Raw genomic sequence first — 21848 nt, 5'->3', positions numbered from 1 at the left:
GAGCGGTCCGGGACCTTCGTCAGCAGAGCCCCCTGTCGGGTTCGAACCGACGACCCCCGCTTTACAAGAGCGGTGCTCTGGCCAGCTGAGCTAAGGAGGCAGGGCCGCCATCACTCTACACAGGCCCCTCTTCCCCAGCCATCACATTGGCTGCGGGCACCGCGGCGGACGTGTCAGGAGCAGCCGGGCACCGTACCGGCGCAGTTCGTGGGCAGGTTCTTGATGATCTTGCTGTCCCTGAGGGTCACGACGGCGCCCTCGCCGTTGTTGATGCCGCCGCCCGCGTTCGCGGCGCGGTTCCCCGCGACCGTCGTGTGCTCCAGCGTCAGCTGGGTGACGCCACCCGCCGTCTCGGCCACGTTGTTGATGCCGCCGCCGTCGTGACCGGCCTGGTTCGACTCGACCTTGCTCTTGCTCAGCGTCGCGGTGCCGGCGTTGTTGATGCCGCCGCCGTCGTTGCCCGCCCTGTTCTCGGCGAAGGTGGACTCGGTGGCCTCCAGCGTCCCGTTCTCACCGTTGTTGACCCCACCGCCCTGCTGGCCGGCCCAGTTCTCGATGAGCTTGCTGTACCGGATGGTCGCGCTGTCGAGGTTGTCGATGGCCCCGCCGTTGCCGTCGCGGGCCTCGTTGTTCGTGAGGAGGCTGTGCTCGACGGTGAGCGTGCCCTCGTTCTCGATGCCGCCGCCGTCCTCGTCGGCCGTGTTGCCCGCGACGGTGGACTTCCGGAGCGTGAGGGTGCCCTCCTCGTCGTTGCTGATGCCGCCGCCGTCGCCGCCCTCCTCCGTCGTGGAGGTGGCCACGTTGGTCAGGACCTCGCTGTCGATCAGCGTGACGCGGCCGCCCGCGTTGGCGATGCCCCCGCCGTCGCCGGCCGCCTGGCTGCCGGTGACCTTGCTGTCCTCCAGGCGCAGGATGCCCGCGTTGGCGATGCCCCCGCCGTCGCCGTCGGTACGGCCGCCGGTCACGGTGACCCCCTTGAGGAAGAGATCACCGCCCTCGCTCACCGAGATCAGCCGGAAGAGCGGCAGCCCGTCCGTCACGGAGCGGATGAGCGTCGAGTTGTGGCCGACGAGGGAAACCCTCTCCGTGATGGCCGGCAGGGCGCTGCCCGAATCTTCGAAATCGTCCTGGAAGCGGTAGGCGCAGTCCTTGGCCAGCGTGATCGTCCCGCCGTCGGCATTCAGATTCGCGTCGCCGATGGCGGCGATGAGCGCGGCGACGTCACCGCAGGCCACGCTCACCTTGAGGGGAGCCTGGGCCATCGCCGGCGTGGCCGCCATGCACAGGCCGACGCTCGCCGCCACAGCAGATCCAATGAGTACGAGACGATTCTTCATTCGTTTCCCTCTCGGTTCCAAGCCGCCGGCGCCCCCGGATGGGAGGCGCCGCCAGGACGGACGAGATGTATCGCCTGAACACGGGAAGGTCTCGCACCCGGGTTCGGACCCTCCGGAAATCCATGCGAACGGCCGTCACCCGTACGGTGTCGGCGATCGGAACTTCCCGGGTGCTGACAGGAGCCGTCCGGGCAGGTAGCGTCGAGCGGAGTCCGGTCAACTGGACTAGACCTTCCACTCGGATCGTCCGGCACGTTCCTGCCGGTAGAAGGGATTCACCACCATGGCTTCTGTCACTTTCGACAAGGCGACGCGGCTCTACCCCGGCGGCGACAAGCCCGCCGTCGACCAGCTGGAGCTGGAGATCGAGGACGGCGAGTTCCTCGTCCTCGTCGGCCCCTCCGGCTGCGGCAAGTCCACCTCGCTGCGCATGCTCGCCGGCCTGGAGGACGTCAACGGCGGCGCCATCCGCATCGGCGACCGCGACGTCACGCACCTGCCGCCCAAGGACCGGGACATCGCGATGGTGTTCCAGAACTACGCGCTCTACCCGCACATGTCCGTGGCCGACAACATGGGGTTCGCGCTCAAGATCGCCGGCGAGGACAAGGCCACCATCCGCAAGAAGGTGGAGGACGCGGCGAAGATGCTCGACCTCACCCAGTACCTGGACCGCAAGCCGAAGGCCCTCTCCGGCGGCCAGCGCCAGCGCGTCGCCATGGGCCGGGCCATCGTGCGCAAGCCGCAGGTGTTCCTCATGGACGAGCCGCTGTCGAACCTCGACGCCAAGCTCCGCGTCTCCACCCGCACCCAGATCGCGGCGCTCCAGCGCGACCTCGGCATCACGACCGTCTACGTCACCCACGACCAGGTCGAGGCCATGACCATGGGCGACCGCGTGGCCGTCCTCAAGGACGGGCTGCTCCAGCAGGTCGACACCCCGCGCAACATGTACGACCGTCCGGCGAACCTCTTCGTGGCCGGCTTCATCGGCTCCCCCGCCATGAACCTGGTCGAGGTCCCGATCACCGACGGCGGCGTGAAGTTCGGCGACAGCGTCGTCCCGGTCTCCCGCGAGGCGCTCTCCGCCGCGGCCGACGCCGGCGACCGCACCGTCACGGTCGGCGTCCGCCCGGAGCACTTCGACATCGCGGAGAGCGGCGGCCTGACCATCGTCGTGAACGTCGTCGAGGAGCTCGGCGCCGACGGCTACGTCTACGGCTCCACCGGCAAGGCCGCCGGCGCGCAGGACCTCGTCGTCCGCGTCGACGGCCGCCAGGTGCCCGAGAAGGGCTCGAGCATGCACGTGGTGCCGCGGGCCGGCGAGATCCACGTGTTCTCGACCTCCTCCGGCGCGCGGCTGTCCGACTAGCCGCACCGCACGCACGCGAAGGGGCGCCCCCGTCGGAGGCGCCCCTTCGCCGTTTCACCGCTTCCGCGAAACCCCGGCAGACCGGTCCAATAAACCCCAACCCGTCAACCCATAATTCGAAAAGCCACGTCGAACCATCCCCCGACAGGGTGACTAAATGTCGCCAAATCTTCACCGAGCGCTACTCTCGCCCTCGTGACCCACACTGCCCGCCGTATCGGCCGTTCCCTCGCCCTGGTCCTGCCCGTCGTCCTCGTCCTGTCCGGGACCCTCGCGGTCACCATGGTCCCCTGGGCGGACACTTCCTCCTCCCAGATCCTGACCGCCTCCGCCGAGGACGTCTCCGTCCCCGCGAAGCCGCGCGCCGCACACGACGTGCTGCGCGAGAAGCTGCTGAACGAGCTCCAGCAGGGCGAGGAGCCGGGTGACGTCCTCACCCACCTCCAGCAGGCGGTGGACAAGCGGCCGTCGCTCGCCGAGCACTGCGTCGGCATCGCGAAGGCCCTGGGCCGCGCCGCCGTGACCGCCTACGGACCGACGAAGGCCCAGTCCTACGCCCGCCCCGTGTGCGACACCTCGTACGCGACCGGCGTCGCCTCCATGGGCTGAGCCGCGCCGCGTCCCTACGCTGCCTCCATGAACGACACCCCCCGATCCGTCCCTCCCGCAGCCGCGTTCCCCACCACGCCCACCCAGGCGGTCATCCTGGCGGGCGGCCAGGGCTCGCGGCTGCGGCCGTACACGGACGACCGTCCCAAGCCGATGGTCGAGATCCCGGGGACGGGGGTGCCGATCATCGGGCACCAGCTGGCCTGGCTGGCCGCCGAGGGGGTCACCGACGCCGTCGTCTCCTGCGGGCACCTCGCGGACGTGCTCCAGGAGTGGCTGGCCGCGGCCCGGCTGCCGCTCCGCGTGACCACGGTCGTCGAGGAGGAGCCCCTGGGGCGCGGCGGCGGCCTCAAGCACGCCGCGCGGCACCTCCCGCACCCCGACCGCGCCTGGTACGCGACGAACGGCGACATCTGGACCCGCTTCTCGCTGCGCGAGATGGCGGCCTTCCACGCCGAGCGCGGTGCGGTCGCCACACTCGCCCTGGCGCGCCCGCGGATCCCGTGGGGGGTGGTGGAGACGAACGAGTTCGGGCAGGTGCTGGACTTCATCGAGGCCCCGCTGTCGCCGTATCCGGTCAATGCCGGCGTGTACGTCTTCAGTGCCGAATTCGCCGCGCTGCTCCCGGACTTGGGGGACCACGAGCGCACCACGTTCCCGCGGCTGGCCCGCGAGCGGCGGCTGGCCGGCTTCCCGCTGCCCCAGGGGGCCTACTGGCGGGCGATCGACACGGCAAAGGATCTGGCCGAGGCGGCAAAGGAGTTGGCCGCGCAGACGGCCCTCTGAGCCCTTTCCCCGCGCCACCACGCTCCGCTCGTACGATGCTTCGCGCGCTCGGCACGCGAGGAGGGGCCCGGCACACCGTGCGTGCCGGACCCCCGGTTCCCTCGATGCCGGTCGGCCGGCTCAGCCGAGGAGCCCCCCGACCAGGCCGGGCTGCCGGCTCGGGGTGGTGCTGCCGGTGGTGGAACCGGAGGAGGAGGCCGGCGGCTTCTGGGAGGCGGACTGCCGCGGCGTGCTGCGCGGGGTCTGGCTGCCGGTGGCGCCCTTGGTCGCGGTGGGCGACTGGGAGCCGGCTCCGGCGGTGCCGCGGGTGGGCCCGGCGGTCGCGCCCTTGCCGGGCTTGGCGGCCGGTTCGGTGGCGGTGGCGCTGGGCTGCGGCGCCTTGGACGGCTGCTGCTGCGAGGGCTGCTGCGGGGCGGGGGTCTGCGGGAGCGGCCGGCCCGGCAGGTAGTTGCTGGGGGCCTGTCCCGGTCCGGGCACGGTGACGACGGTGGAGGAGCGGACGGCCCCGCCGAGGAGGGAGCCGATGAGGAGGGTGAGCCCGCACACGACGGTGGCCATGACGGCCCCGCGGCGCAGGACGCGCCGCCGCAGCCGCCAGACCTCGGAGCGCGGCCCGAGGGTGCGCCAGGCCTCACTTGCGAGGCGTCCGTCCAGCGAGTACACGGGGGCGCCCGCGATGATCAGCGGGCTCCAGGCGGCGAGGTAGATGATGTCGGGGGCGTCGTAGGCGGGGACGGTCCGCCAGCTCACCGTCATCAGCAGCGCGGCGGACAGCAGGGCCCCGAAGCAGGCGGCGAACCGCTGCCACAGCCCGAACACCGTCAGCACGCCCACGATGACCTGGAGGAAGGCGACGCTGAGGCCGGCCCCGACCGGGTGGGCGAGGGCGAAGTCGCGCAGCGGCTCGGCCAGCGCCCAGGGGTGCAGGGTGTGCAGCCAGGTGACCATGGAGCCGCGCTCGCCGCCGTCGAAGTAGACGGGGTCGCACAGCTTGCCCATGCCGGCGTAGATGGAGATGAAGCCGAGGAAGACGCGCAGCGGGAGCAGCACGACGCCGAGGTTCATCCGGCGGCCGGGGTAGTAGGAGGCCTGCGCGCGCGTGTCGGACCCGGTGCGGCGGGAGTCGGATCCGCCGGGTCCGGCGCCGGGCGGCTGCTCGTAGGGCAGGTCCCGTACGGCGGCCTGCGGGCGCGTCTCGTCCTGGTTCCCGTGGTCCCCGTAACCCCCGTAGCTGCGCTGGCCGATGACGGTCGGCACGGCCAGGGTGGCGTCGGCGAGGTCGTGGGCGAGGTCGATCCGCGGGATGACCTGGGTGGCGCCGCCGTCGTACTCGTCGAGCCCGCGGCCGGCCTCGCGCACGGCTTGGAGCAGACCGCCCATGGCGGCCGCATCGCCGGCGTCGGACTTGCCGCTCCAGACGACGGGGGCGCGGCGCCGGGTGGCGCCGGCGGCGGCGGCGCCGCCGAGGACGGGCGCTCTCCCGGGAGCGTTCGCGGGCTTGGAACGCGCGCTCGGGCTCGGTGCGAGCCGCACGCGGAAGCTGGCGTGGTTGACGATGACCTGTGCGGGATCGCACGGCACCTTGACCATGCTCAGCGCGGGCTGGTCGTCGAACCCTGACGTTCTGGTGTCCACACTCATCTAACCGAGTGATCAGTGTTTAGGACACTGCCTTGACATCAGGGATCTGTCCGAGACCCGTCAAGATCAAGCCACCCCGCCCACAACGGGCGGGGTGGCACGCTCACGGGTCACTTTCCGTGAGCCAAGTGGATCAAGCCGCAGGCGTGGATCAGACGCGGCCGCGCTCGGCGCGGCGGCGAGCCGCCTCGTAGAGCACGACGCCGGCGGCGACGCCGGCGTTGAGGGACTCGGCGCCGCCCGGCATCGGGATGCGGACGAGGTAGTCGCAGTTCTCACCGACGAGGCGGCCGAGGCCCTTGCCCTCGGAGCCGACGACGATGACGACCGGACCGCCGAGCGCGTCCAGGTCGTTCACCGTGTGCTCGCCCTCGGCGGCGAGGCCGACGATGGTGATGCCGGCCTTCTTGTACTCCTGGAGGGCGCGGGTCAGGTTGGTGACGCGGGAGACCGGGGTACGGGCGGCGGTGCCGGCCGAGCTCTTCCAGGCACCGGCGGTCATGCCGGCGGCGCGGCGCTCGGGGATGACCACGCCGTGGCCGCCGAAGGCGGAGACGGAGCGGACGATCGCACCGAGGTTGCGCGGGTCGGTGACCCCGTCGAGGGCCACGATCAGCGGGTCGTCGCCGTCGTCGTAGGCGGCGGCGGTGAGGTCCTCGGGGTGCGCGTACTCGTACGGCGGGACCTGGAGGACCAGGCCCTGGTGGTTGAGCCCGTTGGTCATGCGGTCGAGCTCGGGGCGCGGGGCTTCCATCAGGTTGATGTTGCCGCGCTCGGACGCGAGCTGGAGGGCCTCGCGGACGCGCTCGTCGTTGTCGATGAACTGCTGGACGTAGAGCGTGGTGGCCGGGACCCCGTCGCGCAGCGCCTCGAAGACCGGATTGCGGCCGACGACCATCTCGCTGGTGCCCTTGGGACCGCCGCGGCGCGGGGCCGGGCGGCGCTTGGCGGCCTGCCGCGCCATGGCGTTGCCGACGCGGTTCTTCTTGTGGCCCTTGCGCTCGGCGGCGGGCGGGGTCGGGCCCTTGCCCTCCAGGCCCTTGCGCCGCTGGCCACCGCTGCCGACCGTCGCGCCCTTCTTGTTGGACGTGCGGCGGTTCCTGCGCTGGCTGTTCCCGGCCATGACTTCTACCTGTTTTCGTTGATGCTGCGGTATGTACGTATGAAGAGTGTGCCGCCCGGAGGCCCGGGCAGCACACCAAGCTCAGCTGCCTGGGCTCAGCGGGGGCCGAGCGTCCAGCGCGGTCCGGCCGGGCTGTCCTCGATGACCAGTCCGGACTGCTGGAGCTGGTCGCGGATGGCGTCGGCGGTCGCCCAGTCCTTGCGGGCCCGGGCGGACTCGCGCTGTTCCAGGACGAGCCGGACGAGGGTGTCCACGGCGCCGTGGACACTCTTTTTCATACCCGTCTCGCCGCGGTCTGCTCCGTTTTCGCCGGCCCAGTGGGGATCGAGCGGGTCCAGGCCGAGGACGGCGAGCATGGCCCGCACCTCGGAGAGGCGTGCGATGGCCGCGTCCTTGTCGTCGGCGGCGAGCGCGCTGTTGCCCTGGCGGACGGTGGTGTGGACGATGGCGAGCGCCTGCGGCACGCCGAGGTCGTCGTCCATGGCCTCGGCGAAGGCGGGCGGCACCTCGGCGGCGGGCTCGACGGCCCCGCCGGCCTTCTCGATGACGCGCTGGCAGAAGCCCTCGATCCGGGCGAAGGCGGACTCCGCCTCGCGCAGGGCCTCCTCGCTGTACTCGATCATCGACCGGTAGTGCGGGGTGCCGAGGTAGTAGCGCAGGACGATCGGGCGCCACTGCTTGACCATCTCGGAGACGAGCACCGAGTTCCCGAGGGACTTCGACATCTTCTCGCCGGACATGGTGACCCAGGCGTTGTGGACCCAGTACTTGGCGAACTCGTCGCCGAAGGCCTGGGCCTGGACGATCTCGTTCTCGTGGTGCGGGAAGATCAGGTCGAGCCCGCCGCCGTGGATGTCGAAGGCGCTGCCGAGGTACTTGTGCGCCATCGCGGAGCACTCCAGGTGCCAGCCGGGACGGCCGCGGCCCCACGGGGTCTCCCAGTCGGGCTCGCCGGGCTTGGAGGCCTTCCACATGGCGAAGTCGCGGGGGTCGCGCTTGCCGGTGATGCCCTCCTCGGCGGGCTGGCGCAGGTCGTCGATGTCCTGCCGGGACAGCGCCAGGTAGCCGGGGAAGGAGCGCACGTCGAAGTAGACGCTGCCGTCCGCCTCGTACGCGTGGCCGCGCTCGATGAGGCCGCGCATCATCTCGATCATCTCGGGCACATGGCCGGTGGCGCGCGGCTCGTAGGTGGGCGGGAGGCAGCCGAGCGCGTTGTAGCCGTCGTTGAAGGCGCGCTCGTTCTCGTAGCCGATGGACCACCAGGGGCGCCCCTGTTCGGCACCCTTCCTGATGATCTTGTCGTCGATGTCGGTGACGTTGCGGATGAAGGTGACGTCGAGGCCGCGGTAGGTGAACCAGCGGCGCATGATGTCGAAGTTCAGATAGGACCTGACGTGCCCGATGTGCGGGGCTGCCTGCACCGTGGCGCCGCACAGGTAGATCGAGACGCAGCCCGGGACGAGCGGGGTGAAGTCGCGGATCTGCCGGGCGCTGGTGTCGTACAGGCGAATAGTCACGGCATCCAGGGTAGTGCGCGCATAGCAGTGCCCCGCGACCCTTTGGGGCCCCGGGGCACCTTTGTTGTCGAAGATGTGCCGCCTCCGGGCGTTTTCAGGTCTGGTTCGTCCGGTACACGAGGGCTGTGGCGATGGCGGCGAGCCCTTCGGCACGGCCGGTGAGGCCCAGACCGTCGGTGGTGGTGCCGGAGACGGAGACGGGGGCGCCCGCGGCGGCGGCGAGGGCCTTCTGCGCCTCTTCGCGCCGCTTGCCGATCTTCGGGCGTACGCCGATCACCTGGATGGCGATGTTGCCGATCTCGAAGCCCTCGGCGCGGACGATACGGGCGGCCTCCGCCAGGAGGGTGACCCCGGCGGCGCCGGACCACTCGGGGCGTGAGGTGCCGAAGTGCGCGCCGAGGTCGCCGGCGCCGGCGGCGGAGAACAGCGCGTCGCAGGCGGCGTGCGCGGCGACGTCGCCGTCGGAGTGCCCGGCGAGGCCGTCCTCGCCCTCCCAGAGCAGGCCGGCGCACCACAGCTCGCGGCCGGTCTCGAAGGCGTGCACGTCGGTGCCGATGCCGACGAGCGGGATCAGGGGCCGGCTAGTAGACATCGGTGGCCCTCCTGCGGGCGAGAACGGCCTCGGCGAGGACCAGGTCGAGCGGGCGGGTGACCTTGAAGGCCTCTTCGTGGCCGGGGACCACCACGACGGTGACGCCGAGCCGCTCCACCATGCCGGCGTCGTCGGTGGCGCCCTCGCCGTCGACGGCGATCTCCGCGTGAGCGCGCAGGAGGGTGGCGAGGTCGAAGCCCTGGGGGGTCTGGACGGCGCGCAGCCGGGCCCGCTCGGGCGTGGCGACGACCGGCTCGGGGTCGCCGGGCTCGCCGGGCTCGACCTCCTTGACGGTGTCGGCCAGCGGCAGGGCGGGCACCACGGCGGGGGCGCCGCCGCGTACGGCCTCGATGACGGAGTCGACGGTCTCCACGGGGACGAACGGGCGGGCCGCGTCGTGGATGAGTACGGAGGTGACGTCCGCGGGGAGGGCGTGCAGCCCGGCGCGTACGGACTCCTGGCGGGTCTCCCCGCCGGGGACGACCAGGATCTCGGTGCGGTCGGGCAGCGCATGCTCGTTCAGGAGCATGCGCACCTCGGCGGCGCCGTCGGAGGGGGCGACGACCACCACGACGGAGACCGCTCGGGAGCGGGCCATCGCGCGGACGGCGTGGATCAGCATGGGGACGCCTCCGATGGACCGCAGGGCCTTGGGGGCGCCGGGACCGAGGCGTACCCCGCGGCCGGCGGCCGGGATCACGGCGGCGGTCCGGTGGGGGCGCGTTTCGTCAGACATCAGTAGCTCCGAGCCAGGTTTGTGACTTCGGCCGACATGGGTATGGCCTGAAGGGTGCCGGGTGCGACGCCCTCGCCCCTTCCGTGACGACCGGTCGAGCAGGCTGCCCGGATCCGGCACGCCAGTGAGACGCATGGCAGTGAGATGCATGGCCGTGAGACGCATGGATGGAAACAGACATGCCGCAGCGCCCGGCAACAGGCCTCTCGTGGAGGAGAGGCCTTGTCATCGGGCACCGCGGCACAACTGTGTACACACTGTTTTGCTGAACTTCGGTGAACTCGAACCGAACGGGGACTCGCGTCAGGACGCGAGCACCTCGTCGAGGAGGGCCTCGGCCTTGTCCTCGTTCGTGTTCTCGGCGAGCGCGAGCTCGCTCACCAGGATCTGGCGCGCCTTCGCGAGCATGCGCTTCTCACCCGCGGAAAGCCCGCGCTCACGCTCACGACGCCACAGGTCACGCACCACTTCGGCGACCTTGATGACATCGCCAGAAGCGAGCTTCTCCAGATTTGCCTTGTAGCGCCGGGACCAGTTCGTCGGCTCTTCTGCATACGGTGCGCGGAGCACCTCGAAGACCCGGTCCAGCCCGTCCTGGCCGACTACGTCGCGAACGCCGACGAACTCCGCATTGTCCGCAGGCACACGAACCGTCAGGTCGCCCTGGGCGACCTTGAGCACCAAGTAGGTCTTGTCCACGCCTTTGATCTGGCGAGTCTCAATGGCCTCGATCAGCGCGGCCCCGTGATGGGGATAGACCACGGTGTCGCCAACCTTGAACGTCATGTGACAGGTACCCCTTCCGTGGCTATCCAGGGTAACACGAGAACTGACTGTTATGAATGGCGTTTTCGCAGGTCAGAGCACATCTCAGGGCTTGACAACAGCAACGGGAACGTGCTGCGAAGGGCTTGCGGAAGGGGGTATTCGCAGGTCGGGGGCGCTGTGCGGACCGGGCGAATGGGCCACGCTACACCTGCCCGGCACCCTCGCCAGTGTGACGTACGTCCCGTTTTGCCGGGTTCGGCGCCGAGAAACCGAACTACTCCGTTCGACTGGCGGGCGCCCGTACGGATCCAGTTCCGGCCCAATCGGTAATTGATCACGAAGCGGCGTTCGGGGGAATCCGGGAATTGATCACCGCGGGCGCGGCGGACGGAATGCGGGCGCCCCGCGATCGGCGCGGCGCCACCCGCGCGCGAATGCAAGATCGCGGGTGGCGCCGAGGGCGGCCGCCGCGCTGCGGAGGGTCGGGTGCGGGGGCAGGGCGGCGGCTCGGTAACCTAAGCGCGCTGACACACCCTTCGAGCGGCTTTACCTCGGCCGTTCCGAGAGCCCCCCGCCCGTTCCGTACGTCCAAGGAGTTGCCGCCGCCGTGAGCCGCAGCCTTCGACGCGGCGCCCTCGCCGCCACCGCCGTCGTGTTCTCGATCGCCTCGCTGGCCGCATGCGGTGCGGGCAGCGATGCGCAGACCCTTCAGATCAAGCCGGACAACGCCGCCGTCACCAAGGGCGAGATCAAGATCCAGAACGCACTGGTGATCACCCAGGGCGGCAAGGAGAAGAAGGGCCCGGCCGCCGTCTCGGCGACCGTCTTCAACTCCGGCACCAAGGCGCAGACCCTCGACGGCATCACCCTCGGGGGCGGCAAGGGCAAGGTCACCCTGAAGCCGGCCGAGGGCTCGGGCAAGATCACCGTGCCGGCCGGCGGCTCCCTCGTGCTGGGCGGCAAGGGCAACGCCTCGGCCGTGATCGAGGACGGCGCCGAGGCCGCCAAGGACGGCGACGTCCAGGACGTCACCTTCCAGCTGAGCAGCACGGGCGACGTCGAGCTGGAGGCCCTTGTGGTCCCGGCCACCGGCATGTACGCGGGCTACGGCCCGACGGCGGCCCCGGCCGCCGGCCCCGCCGTCTCCGGCAGCCCCGCGGCGACCCCGTCGGGCACCCCGTCCGGGGCCCCGTCGGGCGCCGCCACCGGCGCGGCCGCGGGCACCCCGTCCGGGACCCCGTCGGGCAGCGCCTCGCACGCCGCGGGCCACTGAGGCGCGGAGCGGCGTAGACACAAGGGAAGGGCCCCGGTCGCATCGGCGACCGGGGCCCTCCTCGTACAGCCGGTTTACGGCTCGAACTTGTAGCCGAGGCCGCGGACCGTGACCAGGTAGCGCGGCGCGCCCGGGTCGGGCTCGATCTTGGCGCGCAGACGCTTCACGTGGACATCGAGGGTCTTGGTGTCGCCGACGTAGTCGGCGCCCCAGACCCGGTCGATCAGCTGCATACGGGTCAGCACGCGGCCCGCGTTGCGCAGCAGCATCTCCAGCAGGTCGAACTCCTTCAGCGGGAGGTCCACCTTCCCGCCGGCGACGGTGACCACGTGGCGGTCGACGTCCATCCGTACGGGGCCCGCCTCCAGGGCCGCCGGGGTGACCTCCTCCGGCTCGCCGCGGCGGCGCAGGACCGCGCGGATGCGGGCGACCAGCTCGCGCGAGGAGAAGGGCTTCGTGACGTAGTCGTCGGCTCCTATCTCCAGCCCGACGACCTTGTCGATCTCGCTGTCCTTGGCGGTCACCATGATCACGGGGACGTTGGAGCGGCCGCGCAGCTGCCGGCAGACCTCCGTGCCGGGCAGTCCGGGGAGCATCAGGTCGAGGAGGACGAGGTCGGCGCCGTTGCGCTCGAACTCGTCGAGCCCGTCGGGCCCCGTCGCGGCGATCGCGACCTCGAAGCCCTCCTTGCGGAGCATGTAGGACAGGGCGTCGCTGAAGGATTCCTCATCCTCGACGACGAGCACTCGGGTCACGGAAGGACCTCCGGGGCAGGTTTGGCTGGTGCTGTTTCGGTTTCAGGCAGGGGTCGGGCGGGTGCGGGGCCCGTCACCGGGGCCGATGCGGCCGCTTCGGGAAGGCGCAGGGTGAACGTGGAGCCCTGGCCCTCGGAGCTCCAGACCGACACCTCCCCGCCGTGCGAGGCCGCCACGTGCTTCACGATCGCAAGGCCGAGGCCGGTGCCTCCCGTGGCGCGGGAGCGGGCCGGGTCCACGCGGTAGAAGCGCTCGAAGATGCGCTCGCGGTCCTTTTCCGGGATGCCGATGCCCTGGTCGGTCACGGCGATCTCGATCAAGTCTCCCCCAGGTGCCGCCACCCTGCGCCCGGCTATGCCGACACGGGTGCGGGCGGGGCTGTAGTTGACGGCGTTCTCGACCAGATTTCCGAGGGCTGCGGCGAGCTGCCCGCGGTTGCCCCAGACGCGCAGCTCGGCGGTGCCTCCCGCGGCCATGGTGATCTGCTTGGAGGAGGCCGTGTGGCGGCAGCGGTCGATCGCCTCCGCGACCAGCGTGTCCACGCGTACGGGCTCGGCGTCCTCCAGCGGGTCGTCGTTCTGGACCCGGGAGAGGTCGATGAGCTCCTGTACGAGGTTGATGAGCCGGGTGGACTCGATCTGCATGCGGCCCGCGAAGCGGCTGACCGCCTCGGGGTCGTCGGCCGCGTCCATGACGGCTTCGGAGAGCAGGGAGATCGCGCCGACCGGCGTCTTCAGCTCGTGCGACACGTTGGCGACGAAGTCGCGGCGTACGGCCTCGATGCGGCGGGCCTCGGTGAGGTCCTCGACCAGGAGGAGCACCAGGCGGGAGCCGAGCGGGGCCACGCGCGCCGACACGGCGAGGGCCTCGCCTCGGCCGGTGCCGCGCCGGGGCAGGTCGAGCTCGACCTGGCGTATCTCCCCGTCGCGGCGGGTGTCGCGGGCCATGTGGAGCATGGGTTCCACGGCGAGCTTGCCGCCGCGTACGAGCCCGAGGGCGTAGGCGGCGGAGCTGGCCTTGACGACCGCGTCCCCCTCGTCCAGTACGACGGCGGAGGAGCGGAGCACGGAGAGGACGGTGTCCACGCCGGGCGGGAGCACCGCGTTGATGTCGGGGCGCATGGAGCTCCGGGTGGGGCGGGCCTGGTCGCGCTCGCTCCAGCGGAACGCCAGCATGGCGATCACACCGGTGCACAGACCGGCGATCGCTGCAGCTGCGGCGACCGCCGCGTTCACGTCCATGCATCCAGGTTAAGCAGGCACGACGACACTTCCACAGCCGTTCGGGTGGCACCTCGAACAGTCGTCGCCCAGAGTTCACCCTGACGACGGGGCTGATTCACTTGTGGTGCCGGAGTCGGACGCGTTCGCGGCTCACCGTGTCACCGTGGGGCCGATGGCCGCCCCGGCCCGCCCCCGGGCAGTACCGCAGTAGTAGTAGGTCGAGAGAGGGACACGAGACATGCGCGACGCGTACCACGAGGAACTGGACTCGATCGGAGAAAGCCTGGTCGAGATGGCCCGGCTCGTCGGTTCCGCGATCGGGCGGGCCACGACGTCCATGCTCGACGCCGACCTGAAGCTCGCCGAGAGCGTCATCGCCGCCGACCAGAAGGTCGACGACCTGCAGCACGACCTGGAGGCCCGCGCCATCGCCCTGCTGGCCCGCCAGCAGCCGGTCGCCACCGACCTGCGCATCGTGGTCACCTCGCTGCGCATGAGCGCCGACCTGGAGCGCAGCGGCGACCTGGCCCAGCACGTGGCGAAGCTCGCCCGGCTGCGCTTCCCGGCCACGGCGGTCCCGCGGGACCTGCACGCCACGATGCTGGAGATGGGGCAGCTGGCACAGCGCCTGATGGCGAAGGCGGCGGAGGTCATCATCACCAAGGACGTCGACCTGGCGCTCCAGCTGGAGCAGGACGACGACGAGATGGACCAGCTGCACCGCACGCTGTTCCAGCACCTGATGGACGACCGCTGGAAGCACGGCATCGAGACGGCCGTCGACGTGACGCTGCTGGGCCGCTACTACGAGCGCTTCGCGGACCACGCGGTGTCGGTCGCCAAGCGCGTCGTCTACCTGGTGACGGGCGAGCACGCGGACGAGCTCCAGCAGCCGACTCAGGTCGAGGGCGCCTGAGCACTGCCGCGAGCCCCAATGCGCCGTTGACGCGCCGGTGGCCCTGGGCATGAATGGGGCGAAGGCAAGTACAACTCCCTGTACCCGCCTGCGAGGAGGAACCATGCCCGATTCCCCCGTCCCCATCACCCCGGAGCAGGAGCAGCCGCCGAGGCCGGAGCCCCTGCGCCTCCCGCTGCTCGCAGCCTGCGGCTGCGGCTCGGGCTGCGGCTGCGGCTGCCAGTCCGGCGCCCCCTGCCAGTGCGGCGGCTGACCCCGCCCACCCCGGCTCGACGCACGCGAAGGCCCCGACCCGGAACACCCCGGGCCGGGGCCTTCGCGTGTCCGGCTGACCGGCACCCTCTACGATGCCTGCGGGGGCGGGGCCGTAGCGCAGAGGTCGTCGCGCGCGGTCTCCAAAACCGCGAGGACGCCGGTTCGATCCCGGCCGGCTCCGTCCCCGCCACCCCGCCCCTCAGACAGCGAAAAGCCCCCTCCCGGCGGGGAAACCGCAGGCAGGGGGCTTTTCCGTGCGTGTGAGCTACTTCTTGCCCTGGTTCTTGACGGCCTCGATGGCGGCCGCGGCGGCGTCCGGGTCGAGGTAGGTGCCGCCCGGGTTGACCGGCTTGAAGTCGGCGTCCAGCTCGTAGGAGAGCGGGATGCCGGTCGGGATGTTCAGCCCCGCGATGTCGGCGTCGGAGATGCCGTCCAGGTGCTTGACCAGGGCGCGCAGGGAGTTGCCGTGCGCAGCGACCAGCACCGTGTGGCCGTCCAGCAGGTCCGGGACGATCGAGTCGTACCAGTACGGGAGCATGCGGACGACGACGTCCTTGAGGCACTCCGTGCGCGGGCGCAGCTCCGGCGGGATGGAGGCGTAGCGCGGGTCCTCGGACTGCGAGAACTCCGTACCGTCCTCGAGGGCCGGCGGCGGGGTGTCGTACGAGCGGCGCCACAGCATGAACTGCTCCTCGCCGAACTCGGCGAGGGTCTGGGCCTTGTCCTTGCCCTGGAGGGCGCCGTAGTGGCGCTCGTTCAGGCGCCAGGAGCGGTGGACCGGGATCCAGTGGCGGTCGGCGGCCTCGAGCGCCAGCTGCGCGGTGCGGATCGCGCGCTTCTGGAGCGAGGTGTGCACGACGTCGGGGAGCAGGCCGGCGTCCTTGAGCAGCTCACCGCCGCGGACCGCCTCCTTCTCGCCCTTCTCGTTGAGGTTGACGTCCACCCAGCCGGTGAACAGGTTCTTCGCGTTCCACTCGCTCTCGCCGTGGCGGAGGAGGATCAGCTTGTACGGTGCGTCGGCCATGCGTACGAGCCTAATGGACGCCCCGGACCGGCCGCGCGCGGTGTCCGCCCCTGCCGATTGACGGCGCTCGTCAATTGAGTGGCGCCGGAAGGCGCCCGCTCGTAACGTGCGGGAAGCCAGAGAGGCACTTACGCATCCGGGGGGATTCCTTATGTCCGTTGCCAGTCTGAGACGGGCCGCCCGGGAGAGCGTGTCGGGGCTGCCCCGCGCGTTCTGGTGGCTGTGGACGAGCACGCTCGTCAACCGGCTCGGGGCCTTCGTCGCCACGTTCATGACCTTGTACCTGACGGTCAACCGCGGCTACTCGGCCTCCTTCGCGGGACTTGTCGTCGCCCTCCACGGGCTCGGCGGTGTGATCTCCTCCCTGGTCGCCGGGGTGATGACCGACCGGCTCGGACGCCGGCCCACGCTGATGGCCGCGCAGGCCTCGACCGCCTTGTCCGTCGCGCTGCTCGGCTTCATGGAACATCCGGCGGCGATCGCGGCGGTCGCGCTGCTGGTCGGCATGACCTCGAACGCGTCGCGGCCCGCGGTGCAGGCGATGATGGCGGACATCGTCCGGCCCGAGGACCGGGTCCGGGCCTTCGCGCTCAACTACTGGGCGATCAACCTCGGCTTCGCCGTCTCGGCGACGGTGGCCGGGTTCGTGGCCCAGTACAGCTACCTGGCCGGCTTCCTGGGCGAGGCCGCGCTCACGCTGGTCTGCGCGGTGCTCGTGTACGTGAAGCTGCCCGAGTCCCGGCCCGAGAAGGGCGATGCGGCGCAGGTGGCCGCCGAGGCGGAGATCAGCCTGGGCACGGTGCTGCGCGACGGGCGCTACATGGGGGTGGTCGGGCTGTCGTTCCTGATCTCGCTGATCTTCATGCAGGGCTCGTTCGGGCTCCCGCTGGCGATGGGCTCCGCGGGTTTCTCGGCCGGGGACTACGGCTTGGTCGTCGCCGTCAACGGGGTCCTGATCGTGCTGCTCCAGATCCCGGTCACCCGGTTCATCGAGCACCGCGAACCGCAGAAGCTGCTGGTGATCTCGGCGCTGCTGGCGGGGTACGGATTCGGGCTCACGGCCTTCGGCGGCTCGATCGGGGTCCTCGCCCTGACCGTCTGCGTCTGGACCCTGGCCGAGATCATCAACTCGCCGACCCAGATGAGCCTGGTCGTCCGCCTCTCCCCGCTGCACGGGCGCGGCCGCTACCAGGGCATGTACACGATGTCGTGGGCGGTGGCCTCCCTGGTGGCCCCCCTGCTGGCGGGCACGGTCATCGACCGGTTCGGCGCGGGCTGGCTGTGGGGCACGACGGCGGCCCTGGGCACGGTCGCGGGCGCCGGCTACTGGCTCCTGATGCGAACCCTGCCGGAGGCCGCGGGCGCGGGCCAGGCCCTGAAGCCCACCACGGCTGCCGCCCCGGGCGCCGCGCCGCTCCCGGCCGCTGCCGAGGCGTAGCCACCCCAGCCCCGCCGGGGACACCCCCGGCCTCGCCGGCGAGTGAGGCGCGGGGCGCGGGCGGAGCCCCGGCAACGGCGCCGCGCCGGTATGTCAGGACGGCTGCGTCAGGTGCTTGAACGCGTCCAGGTTCCGGGTGGATTCGCCACGGGACACCCGCCACTCGTACTCCCGCCGGATCGCGCTCGCGAAGCCCAGCTCCAGCAGGGTGTTGAACGCCCCGTCCGCCGCCTCCAGGGCGGTGCCGAGCAACCGGTCCAGCTCCTCCGGGTTCACCACCGAGAGGGGCAGGCGGCCGGTGAGGTAGATGTCCCCGAGGCGGTCCACGGCGTAGCTGAGGCCGTACAGCTTCAGGTTCCGCTCCAGCAGCCACCGGTGGACCCCGGCCTCGTTCTCGTCGGGGTGCCGGATCACGAACGCGTTGACCGACAGCGCATGCCGGCCGACCCGGAGCGAGCAGGTGGTGCTCAGCTTGCGGGTGCCGGGGAGCTGGACGACGTACGAGCCCGGCTCGGGGCTCTCCCAGCTCAGTTCCGAACCGGTCAGGACGCCCTCGATGATCGCGGCGGTGTCGGTGTCAGCGTCAGCCATGGTGGGAGCGTACGCGACGGCGATGATCATGCATGGCGGCGGTGTAGACGTCCGCCGTGCCGCTCGCGGCGGTGTCCCAGCCGAAGAACTGCGCGTGCCGCGCGGCCTCGGCGCCCATCCGGTCCGCGAGCCCCGGCTCGTCCACGAAACGCCGTAGCTGGCGCGCGTAGTCCACCGGGTCGTGCCCGGGTACGAGGATCCCCGTGACCCCGTCGTTCACGGCGACGGGCAGCCCGCCGACCTCGGCGGCGAGCACCGGCGTACCGCTGGCCTGGGCCTCTATCGCGACGAGCCCGAAGGACTCGCTGTACGAGGGCATGACCAGCACGGACGCCGCCCGGAACCAGTCCGCGAGCCGGTCCTGCGCCACCGGCGGGTGGAAGTGCACGAGATCGGCGATGCCGAGCTTCGCGGCGAGCTTCTGCAGGCCCTCCGGCTTGGCGAGGCCACTGCCGCTGGGCCCGCCGACGACGGGGACGAAGAGGCGTCCGCGCAGCGAGGGGTCCTGGTCGACGAGGACGGCGACGGCGCGCAGCAGGATGTCGGGGGCCTTGAGGGGCTGGATCCGCCCGGCGAAGAGCGGGATGACAGCGTCCTGCGGCAGCCCGAGCCGGGCGCGGGCGGCGGCGCGGCCGTCGCCCGCCGTGAAGCGGTCGAGGTTCACACCGGGGTGGACTACGGCCACCTTGCCCGGGTCGGCCTCGTAGTAGCGGACGAGTTCGTCGGCTTCCTCGGCGGTGTTCGCGATGAGCCGGTCGGCGGCGGCCACGATCTGGGTCTCGCCGATGACGCGGGCGGTCGGCTCAGGCGTGTCGCCCTCGGCGAGCGCGGCGTTCTTGACCTTCGCCATGGTGTGCATGGCGTGCACGAGCGGGACGCCCCAGCGCTCGGCGGCGAGCCAGCCGACGTGTCCGGAGAGCCAGTAGTGGGAGTGGACGAGGTCGTAGTAGCCGGGGCGGTGGCCGGCCCAGGCCTGCATCACGCCGTGGGTGAAGGCGCACAGCTGGGCCGGGAGCTCCTCCTTGGCGAGGCCTTCGTACGGGCCCGCGTCCACGTGCCGTACGAGGACGCCGGGCGCCAGCTCGACCGCGGGCGGCAGCCCGCCGGTGGTGGCCCGGGTGAAGATCTCGACCTCGATGTTGATCGCGGCGAGGCGCTTGGCCAGCTCCACGATGTAGACGTTCATCCCGCCGGCGTCGCCGGTGCCGGGCTGGTGCAGCGGTGAGGTGTGCACGCTGAGCATGGCCACGCGGCGGGGTTTGCGGTGGTGGCCCACGGCGGGCAGGCGCAGCCGCGGCGGCTCGTGGCGGGTGGCGCGGGCGGCGGCGAGCCGGCCGCTGATGCTGCCGCCGAAGCGGGACACGTACTGGCTCAAGGGAGCAGTTCCTCTCGCTCGGACAAGCCGCTCGGACCGGCCGCGCGGACACTGGCGGGCCGTCGGGGAGGCCGGAACGCCGTGCAGAGCACAGACGCACGACATGCCGACAGGAGCGCGGTCGGCGCCCTGCAAGGAGTGCAACCCGGATGGCCGTCCCCCGCATTCCAGGGTGGCCGGTTTTCTCCTCCGTTTGCCGGATTTTTATCCGGCGCGGGCCCTCCGCTTACCCTCGGCACATGGCCTCCCGCAGCACCCCGACCCCGAGCCGCGCCTCCGTGCGCCCCGTGGGCTCGGTGACGCGCGGGACGACGAACCCGAACCGCCTGCGCCGCATGGACCGCTGGATCGCCGCCACGCACGGGGCGGCGCTGCGGCGCGCGCAGGCGCCGGTCGCGGTGGACCTCGGCTACGGGGCGGCCCCCTGGACCGCGGTCGAGCTGCTGGCGCGGCTGCGGGAGGCGGCTCCGCGGGTGCGGGTGGTCGGCATCGAGATCGAGCCGGCGCGGGTCGCGGGGGCGAAGCCGTACGAGCGGGACGGGCTGAGCTTCCGGCACGGCGGCTTCGAGGTGCCCTTGGACGGCGGCGTCCGCCCGGCGCTCATCCGCGCGGCGAACGTACTGCGCCAGTACGACGAGGAGCAGGTCGCGGAGGTGTGGGCGCGGCTGTGCGCGCGTCTGGCCCCGGACGGGCTGCTGGTGGAGGGGACCTGCGACGAGATCGGGCGGCGGCACGTGTGGGTGGCGCTGGGGCCGGAGGGGGCGCGCACGGTGACCTTCGCGACCCGGCTGGGCTCCCTTGAGCGCCCCTCGGACCTGGCGGAGCGGCTGCCGAAGGCGCTGATCCACCGGAACGTGCCGGGCGAGCCGGTGCATGCCTTCCTACGGGACTTCGACCGGGCGTGGGCGGCGGCGGCTCCCTACGCCTCGTACGGGGCGCGGCAGCGCTGGATCCGCACGGCGCGGGCCCTGTCCGGGGATTGGCCGCTGGCGGACGGGCCGGGGCGGTGGCGTCAGGGGGAACTGACGGTGCGCTGGGAGGCGTTGCGCCCGTCGGGGTGAACGGGGCGCGGCGGGGAACCGGTGGCGGGGGGCGGCCCGTTGGGTCGTGAGGGTGGGGCAGCGGGGCCGATGAGTTTCCGGACTCCCGATGAGCTTCCTGATGAGTGATCCGGTGGCGTCCGATGGGGCGGACAAGATCGGCAGGATATCCACAAGGGTGTTGGAATTCATCGACTCGTGGCACCATCCCGAAAGCGAAGACAAGTTACTGATGAATAGTCAGATCTGATGCGGAGCGTTGGGGTCTGACGCGGGATGGCTGGGGGAACCATGGGGGCCGATAGGCGACGGCGGGGTGCAAGTGCTCTCGTGCTGCTGTGCGCGATGGCGATACTGACGGCACCCGGCCTTGCTGCGGGCATCGCACACGCGGCGCCGGGCGCGCCGGCGGCACCGGGCGCGCCTGCAGCGCCCGCCGCGCCCGCGCCGGAGCCGGGCGCCAAGTCCCTGGAGCAGGTCCGCAAGGAAATAGAGGACCTCTACCGCCAGGCGGGCGCCGCCACCGACGCCTACAACCTCGCCGAAGCCGAGGTGAAGGCCCAGTCGGAGAAGATCGTCGCGATCGCCAACCTGGTCGTCGCGGGCCAGGAGCGGATCACCGCCCTGAAGAGCCGCGCGGGCGCCGCCGCGCGCGCCCAGTACCGCTCGGGCGGGCTGCCGGCGGGCGCGAAGCTGGCGCTGAGCGAGGATCCGGGTCAGTTCCTCGACGGGGCCGGCCGGTTGCGCCAGGGCGAGAAGGCCGCCTCGGACCTGCTGACCGAACTGGACCGTACGCAGAACGACTTGAAGCGGTACGCGCAGGACGCGAGCGCCCACTGGGCGACGCTGGAGGCCAATCGCGTCAAGCAGGAGGACGCGAAGAACCAGATCGAGCAGAAGATCAAGACCGCGGAGGAGCTGGAGAACAAGCTGGAGGCCGAGGAGAAGGCCCGGCTGATCCAGCTGGAGCAGGAAGCGCAGTACAAGGCCCAGACGGCGTGGCTGTCGACGGGCGCGATGAAGGACGTCAACGGCGCGGCGACGGAAGCCGGGAAGCGGGCCGTGCAGTACGCCACCGCGCAGATGGGCAAGCCGTACGTCTGGGGCGCCGAGGGCCCGAAGGCGTTCGACTGCTCCGGCCTGACCTCCCAGGCCTGGCTGGCGGCGGGCCGGACCATCCCGCGCACCTCGCAGGAGCAGCTGCGGCTGCTGCCGAAGGTCGCGCTCAAGGACATGCGGCCGGGCGACCTGATCATCTACTTCGACGACGCGAGCCACGTCGCCATGTACGTGGGCGACGGCGCGATGGTCCACGCCCCGCGGCCCGGCCGGAACGTGACGATGGCGGGCGCGGGCTCGATGCCGATCAAGGCGGTGGTCCGCCCCGACGCGTAGCCCCTGCGGGGTCGCTCGACGTACCCCTGGGCGGCGCCGCTCACCGTGCCCTTGGGGTGCGGAGGTGCCTGCCCAGGCGCGG

At 71.6% G+C, this 21848-nt stretch carries 21 protein-coding genes and 2 tRNA genes; 10 read left to right on the top strand and 13 right to left on the bottom strand.

The annotated features are described in order from the left end of the window. Positions 1–26 precede the first annotated feature (26 nt). A tRNA-Thr gene (locus J7E94_RS18790) sits at positions 27–100 on the bottom strand. A 73-nt stretch (positions 101–173) separates the two neighbouring features. Next, the gene (locus J7E94_RS18785) at positions 174–1280 is read right to left on the bottom strand and encodes a hypothetical protein (RefSeq protein ID WP_215016815.1); all 1107 of its coding nucleotides are present in this window, start codon (positions 1278–1280) and stop codon (positions 174–176) included. A gap of 340 nt (positions 1281–1620) precedes the next feature. Here J7E94_RS18785 and J7E94_RS18780 point away from each other — a divergent pair, with 340 nt between their 5' ends. The 3 genes from J7E94_RS18780 to J7E94_RS18770 all read left to right on the top strand — a co-directional run bounded on the left by J7E94_RS18780 (position 1621) and on the right by J7E94_RS18770 (position 4104). After that, on the top strand, positions 1621–2709 hold the full coding sequence (locus J7E94_RS18780; protein WP_215016813.1) for an ABC transporter ATP-binding protein: 1089 nt from the start codon (positions 1621–1623) through the stop codon (positions 2707–2709). Positions 2710–2904: 195 nt separating this feature from the next. After that, a complete protein-coding gene (locus tag J7E94_RS18775) occupies positions 2905–3318 on the top strand; it encodes a hypothetical protein (protein ID WP_215016811.1) in 414 nt (137 codons plus the stop codon). 27 nt (positions 3319–3345) lie between these two features. Next, the gene (locus J7E94_RS18770) at positions 3346–4104 is read left to right on the top strand and encodes a nucleotidyltransferase family protein (protein ID WP_215016809.1); all 759 of its coding nucleotides are present in this window, start codon (positions 3346–3348) and stop codon (positions 4102–4104) included. A gap of 120 nt (positions 4105–4224) precedes the next feature. Here the strand turns inward: J7E94_RS18770 and J7E94_RS18765 are convergent, their stop codons facing one another. The 6 genes from J7E94_RS18765 to J7E94_RS18740 all read right to left on the bottom strand — a co-directional run bounded on the left by J7E94_RS18765 (position 4225) and on the right by J7E94_RS18740 (position 10499). After that, complete coding sequence (locus tag J7E94_RS18765; RefSeq protein WP_215016807.1) at positions 4225–5745, bottom strand: DoxX family protein; 1521 nt, start codon at positions 5743–5745, stop codon at positions 4225–4227. 151 nt (positions 5746–5896) lie between these two features. Next, a complete protein-coding gene (rlmB, locus tag J7E94_RS18760; RefSeq protein ID WP_215016805.1) occupies positions 5897–6868 on the bottom strand; it encodes a 23S rRNA (guanosine(2251)-2'-O)-methyltransferase RlmB in 972 nt (323 codons plus the stop codon). A gap of 95 nt (positions 6869–6963) precedes the next feature. Beyond that, positions 6964–8385 carry a cysteine--tRNA ligase gene (gene cysS / locus J7E94_RS18755; protein ID WP_215016804.1) on the bottom strand — a complete coding sequence of 474 codons (1422 nt, stop codon included), beginning with the start codon at positions 8383–8385 and terminating at the stop codon, positions 6964–6966. Between the two features lie 94 nt (positions 8386–8479). After that, entirely contained in the window at positions 8480–8977 is a 498-nt protein-coding gene (gene ispF, locus J7E94_RS18750) for a 2-C-methyl-D-erythritol 2,4-cyclodiphosphate synthase (RefSeq protein ID WP_215016802.1), read from the bottom strand. Beyond that, the gene (ispD, locus tag J7E94_RS18745; RefSeq protein WP_215016799.1) at positions 8967–9713 is read right to left on the bottom strand and encodes a 2-C-methyl-D-erythritol 4-phosphate cytidylyltransferase; all 747 of its coding nucleotides are present in this window, start codon (positions 9711–9713) and stop codon (positions 8967–8969) included. Before ispD ends, ispF begins: the two co-directional genes overlap by 11 nt. A gap of 303 nt (positions 9714–10016) precedes the next feature. Continuing rightward, the gene (locus tag J7E94_RS18740; protein WP_003953493.1) at positions 10017–10499 is read right to left on the bottom strand and encodes a CarD family transcriptional regulator; all 483 of its coding nucleotides are present in this window, start codon (positions 10497–10499) and stop codon (positions 10017–10019) included. 589 nt (positions 10500–11088) lie between these two features. On the opposite strand from J7E94_RS18740, the gene J7E94_RS18735 reads away from it, so the two are divergent. Further along, a complete protein-coding gene (locus J7E94_RS18735; RefSeq protein WP_215016797.1) occupies positions 11089–11754 on the top strand; it encodes a copper chaperone PCu(A)C in 666 nt (221 codons plus the stop codon). Between the two features lie 74 nt (positions 11755–11828). Here J7E94_RS18735 and J7E94_RS18730 read toward each other — a convergent pair whose 3' ends face one another. Both J7E94_RS18730 and J7E94_RS18725 read right to left on the bottom strand, forming a co-directional pair. Continuing rightward, positions 11829–12509 (bottom strand): response regulator transcription factor, encoded by a 681-nt coding sequence (locus tag J7E94_RS18730; RefSeq protein WP_030387286.1) that lies wholly within the window; start codon positions 12507–12509, stop codon positions 11829–11831. Then, positions 12506–13750, bottom strand: a complete 1245-nt coding sequence (locus tag J7E94_RS18725; RefSeq protein WP_215016796.1) for a cell wall metabolism sensor histidine kinase WalK — start codon at positions 13748–13750, stop codon at positions 12506–12508. The genes J7E94_RS18730 and J7E94_RS18725 overlap by 4 nt, the downstream gene beginning before the upstream one ends. 220 nt (positions 13751–13970) lie before the next feature. Between J7E94_RS18725 and phoU the strand changes: the two genes are divergently transcribed. From phoU to J7E94_RS18710, 3 genes are all read left to right on the top strand, one after another. Then, a complete protein-coding gene (gene phoU / locus J7E94_RS18720; protein ID WP_215016794.1) occupies positions 13971–14648 on the top strand; it encodes a phosphate signaling complex protein PhoU in 678 nt (225 codons plus the stop codon). 103 nt (positions 14649–14751) lie between these two features. Beyond that, positions 14752–14901, top strand: coding sequence for a hypothetical protein (locus J7E94_RS18715; RefSeq protein WP_167344738.1), 150 nt, complete (start codon positions 14752–14754; stop codon positions 14899–14901). 108 nt (positions 14902–15009) lie between these two features. Then, positions 15010–15084 (top strand) — tRNA-Trp (locus J7E94_RS18710). 84 nt (positions 15085–15168) lie between these two features. On the opposite strand, the gene J7E94_RS18705 is transcribed toward J7E94_RS18710, so the two are convergent. Next, on the bottom strand, positions 15169–15927 hold the full coding sequence (locus tag J7E94_RS18705) for a phosphoglyceromutase (RefSeq protein WP_215016792.1): 759 nt from the start codon (positions 15925–15927) through the stop codon (positions 15169–15171). A 151-nt stretch (positions 15928–16078) separates the two neighbouring features. Here J7E94_RS18705 and J7E94_RS18700 point away from each other — a divergent pair, with 151 nt between their 5' ends. Then, entirely contained in the window at positions 16079–17365 is a 1287-nt protein-coding gene (locus J7E94_RS18700) for an MFS transporter (RefSeq protein ID WP_215016790.1), read from the top strand. 93 nt (positions 17366–17458) lie between these two features. Here the strand turns inward: J7E94_RS18700 and J7E94_RS18695 are convergent, their stop codons facing one another. Both J7E94_RS18695 and mshA read right to left on the bottom strand, forming a co-directional pair. Beyond that, positions 17459–17956, bottom strand: a complete 498-nt coding sequence (locus J7E94_RS18695) for a YbjN domain-containing protein (RefSeq protein ID WP_215016788.1) — start codon at positions 17954–17956, stop codon at positions 17459–17461. Continuing rightward, a complete protein-coding gene (gene mshA / locus J7E94_RS18690; protein ID WP_374224464.1) occupies positions 17949–19331 on the bottom strand; it encodes a D-inositol-3-phosphate glycosyltransferase in 1383 nt (460 codons plus the stop codon). The genes J7E94_RS18695 and mshA overlap by 8 nt, the downstream gene beginning before the upstream one ends. Before the next feature lie 239 nt (positions 19332–19570). On the opposite strand from mshA, the gene J7E94_RS18685 reads away from it, so the two are divergent. Then, positions 19571–20392, top strand: coding sequence for a class I SAM-dependent methyltransferase (locus J7E94_RS18685; protein ID WP_215016786.1), 822 nt, complete (start codon positions 19571–19573; stop codon positions 20390–20392). 324 nt (positions 20393–20716) lie between these two features. Continuing rightward, positions 20717–21766, top strand: a complete 1050-nt coding sequence (locus J7E94_RS18680) for a C40 family peptidase (protein ID WP_251056863.1) — start codon at positions 20717–20719, stop codon at positions 21764–21766. Positions 21767–21848: the final 82 nt, after the last annotated feature.

Origin of the sequence: Streptomyces sp. ISL-94, from assembly GCF_018614075.1 — a bacterium.
GTDB lineage: Bacteria > Actinomycetota > Actinomycetes > Streptomycetales > Streptomycetaceae > Streptomyces.
Note: the sequence above shows the minus strand (reverse complement) of the source record. Positions and strands in the feature narration are given on the sequence as shown.

What these genes read in the sequence shown, in the direction of transcription:
- J7E94_RS18785 (WP_215016815.1), bottom strand. Translation starts at nt 1,280, where the DNA reads ATGGCGGCCACGCCGGCGATGGCCCAGGCTCCCCTCAAGGTGAGCGTG.
- J7E94_RS18780 (WP_215016813.1), top strand. Translation starts at nt 1,621, where the DNA reads ATGGCTTCTGTCACTTTCGACAAGGCGACGCGGCTCTACCCCGGCGGC.
- J7E94_RS18770 (WP_215016809.1), top strand. Translation starts at nt 3,346, where the DNA reads ATGAACGACACCCCCCGATCCGTCCCTCCCGCAGCCGCGTTCCCCACC.
- J7E94_RS18765 (WP_215016807.1), bottom strand. Translation starts at nt 5,745, where the DNA reads ATGAGTGTGGACACCAGAACGTCAGGGTTCGACGACCAGCCCGCGCTG.
- rlmB (WP_215016805.1), bottom strand. Translation starts at nt 6,868, where the DNA reads ATGGCCGGGAACAGCCAGCGCAGGAACCGCCGCACGTCCAACAAGAAG.
- ispF (WP_215016802.1), bottom strand. Translation starts at nt 8,977, where the DNA reads ATGTCTACTAGCCGGCCCCTGATCCCGCTCGTCGGCATCGGCACCGAC.
- ispD (WP_215016799.1), bottom strand. Translation starts at nt 9,713, where the DNA reads ATGTCTGACGAAACGCGCCCCCACCGGACCGCCGCCGTGATCCCGGCC.
- J7E94_RS18740 (WP_003953493.1), bottom strand. Translation starts at nt 10,499, where the DNA reads ATGACGTTCAAGGTTGGCGACACCGTGGTCTATCCCCATCACGGGGCC.
- J7E94_RS18725 (WP_215016796.1), bottom strand. Translation starts at nt 13,750, where the DNA reads ATGGACGTGAACGCGGCGGTCGCCGCAGCTGCAGCGATCGCCGGTCTG.
- phoU (WP_215016794.1), top strand. Translation starts at nt 13,971, where the DNA reads ATGCGCGACGCGTACCACGAGGAACTGGACTCGATCGGAGAAAGCCTG.
- J7E94_RS18715 (WP_167344738.1), top strand. Translation starts at nt 14,752, where the DNA reads ATGCCCGATTCCCCCGTCCCCATCACCCCGGAGCAGGAGCAGCCGCCG.
- J7E94_RS18705 (WP_215016792.1), bottom strand. Translation starts at nt 15,927, where the DNA reads ATGGCCGACGCACCGTACAAGCTGATCCTCCTCCGCCACGGCGAGAGC.
- J7E94_RS18700 (WP_215016790.1), top strand. Translation starts at nt 16,079, where the DNA reads ATGTCCGTTGCCAGTCTGAGACGGGCCGCCCGGGAGAGCGTGTCGGGG.
- J7E94_RS18695 (WP_215016788.1), bottom strand. Translation starts at nt 17,956, where the DNA reads ATGGCTGACGCTGACACCGACACCGCCGCGATCATCGAGGGCGTCCTG.
- J7E94_RS18685 (WP_215016786.1), top strand. Translation starts at nt 19,571, where the DNA reads ATGGCCTCCCGCAGCACCCCGACCCCGAGCCGCGCCTCCGTGCGCCCC.
- J7E94_RS18680 (WP_251056863.1), top strand. Translation starts at nt 20,717, where the DNA reads ATGGCGATACTGACGGCACCCGGCCTTGCTGCGGGCATCGCACACGCG.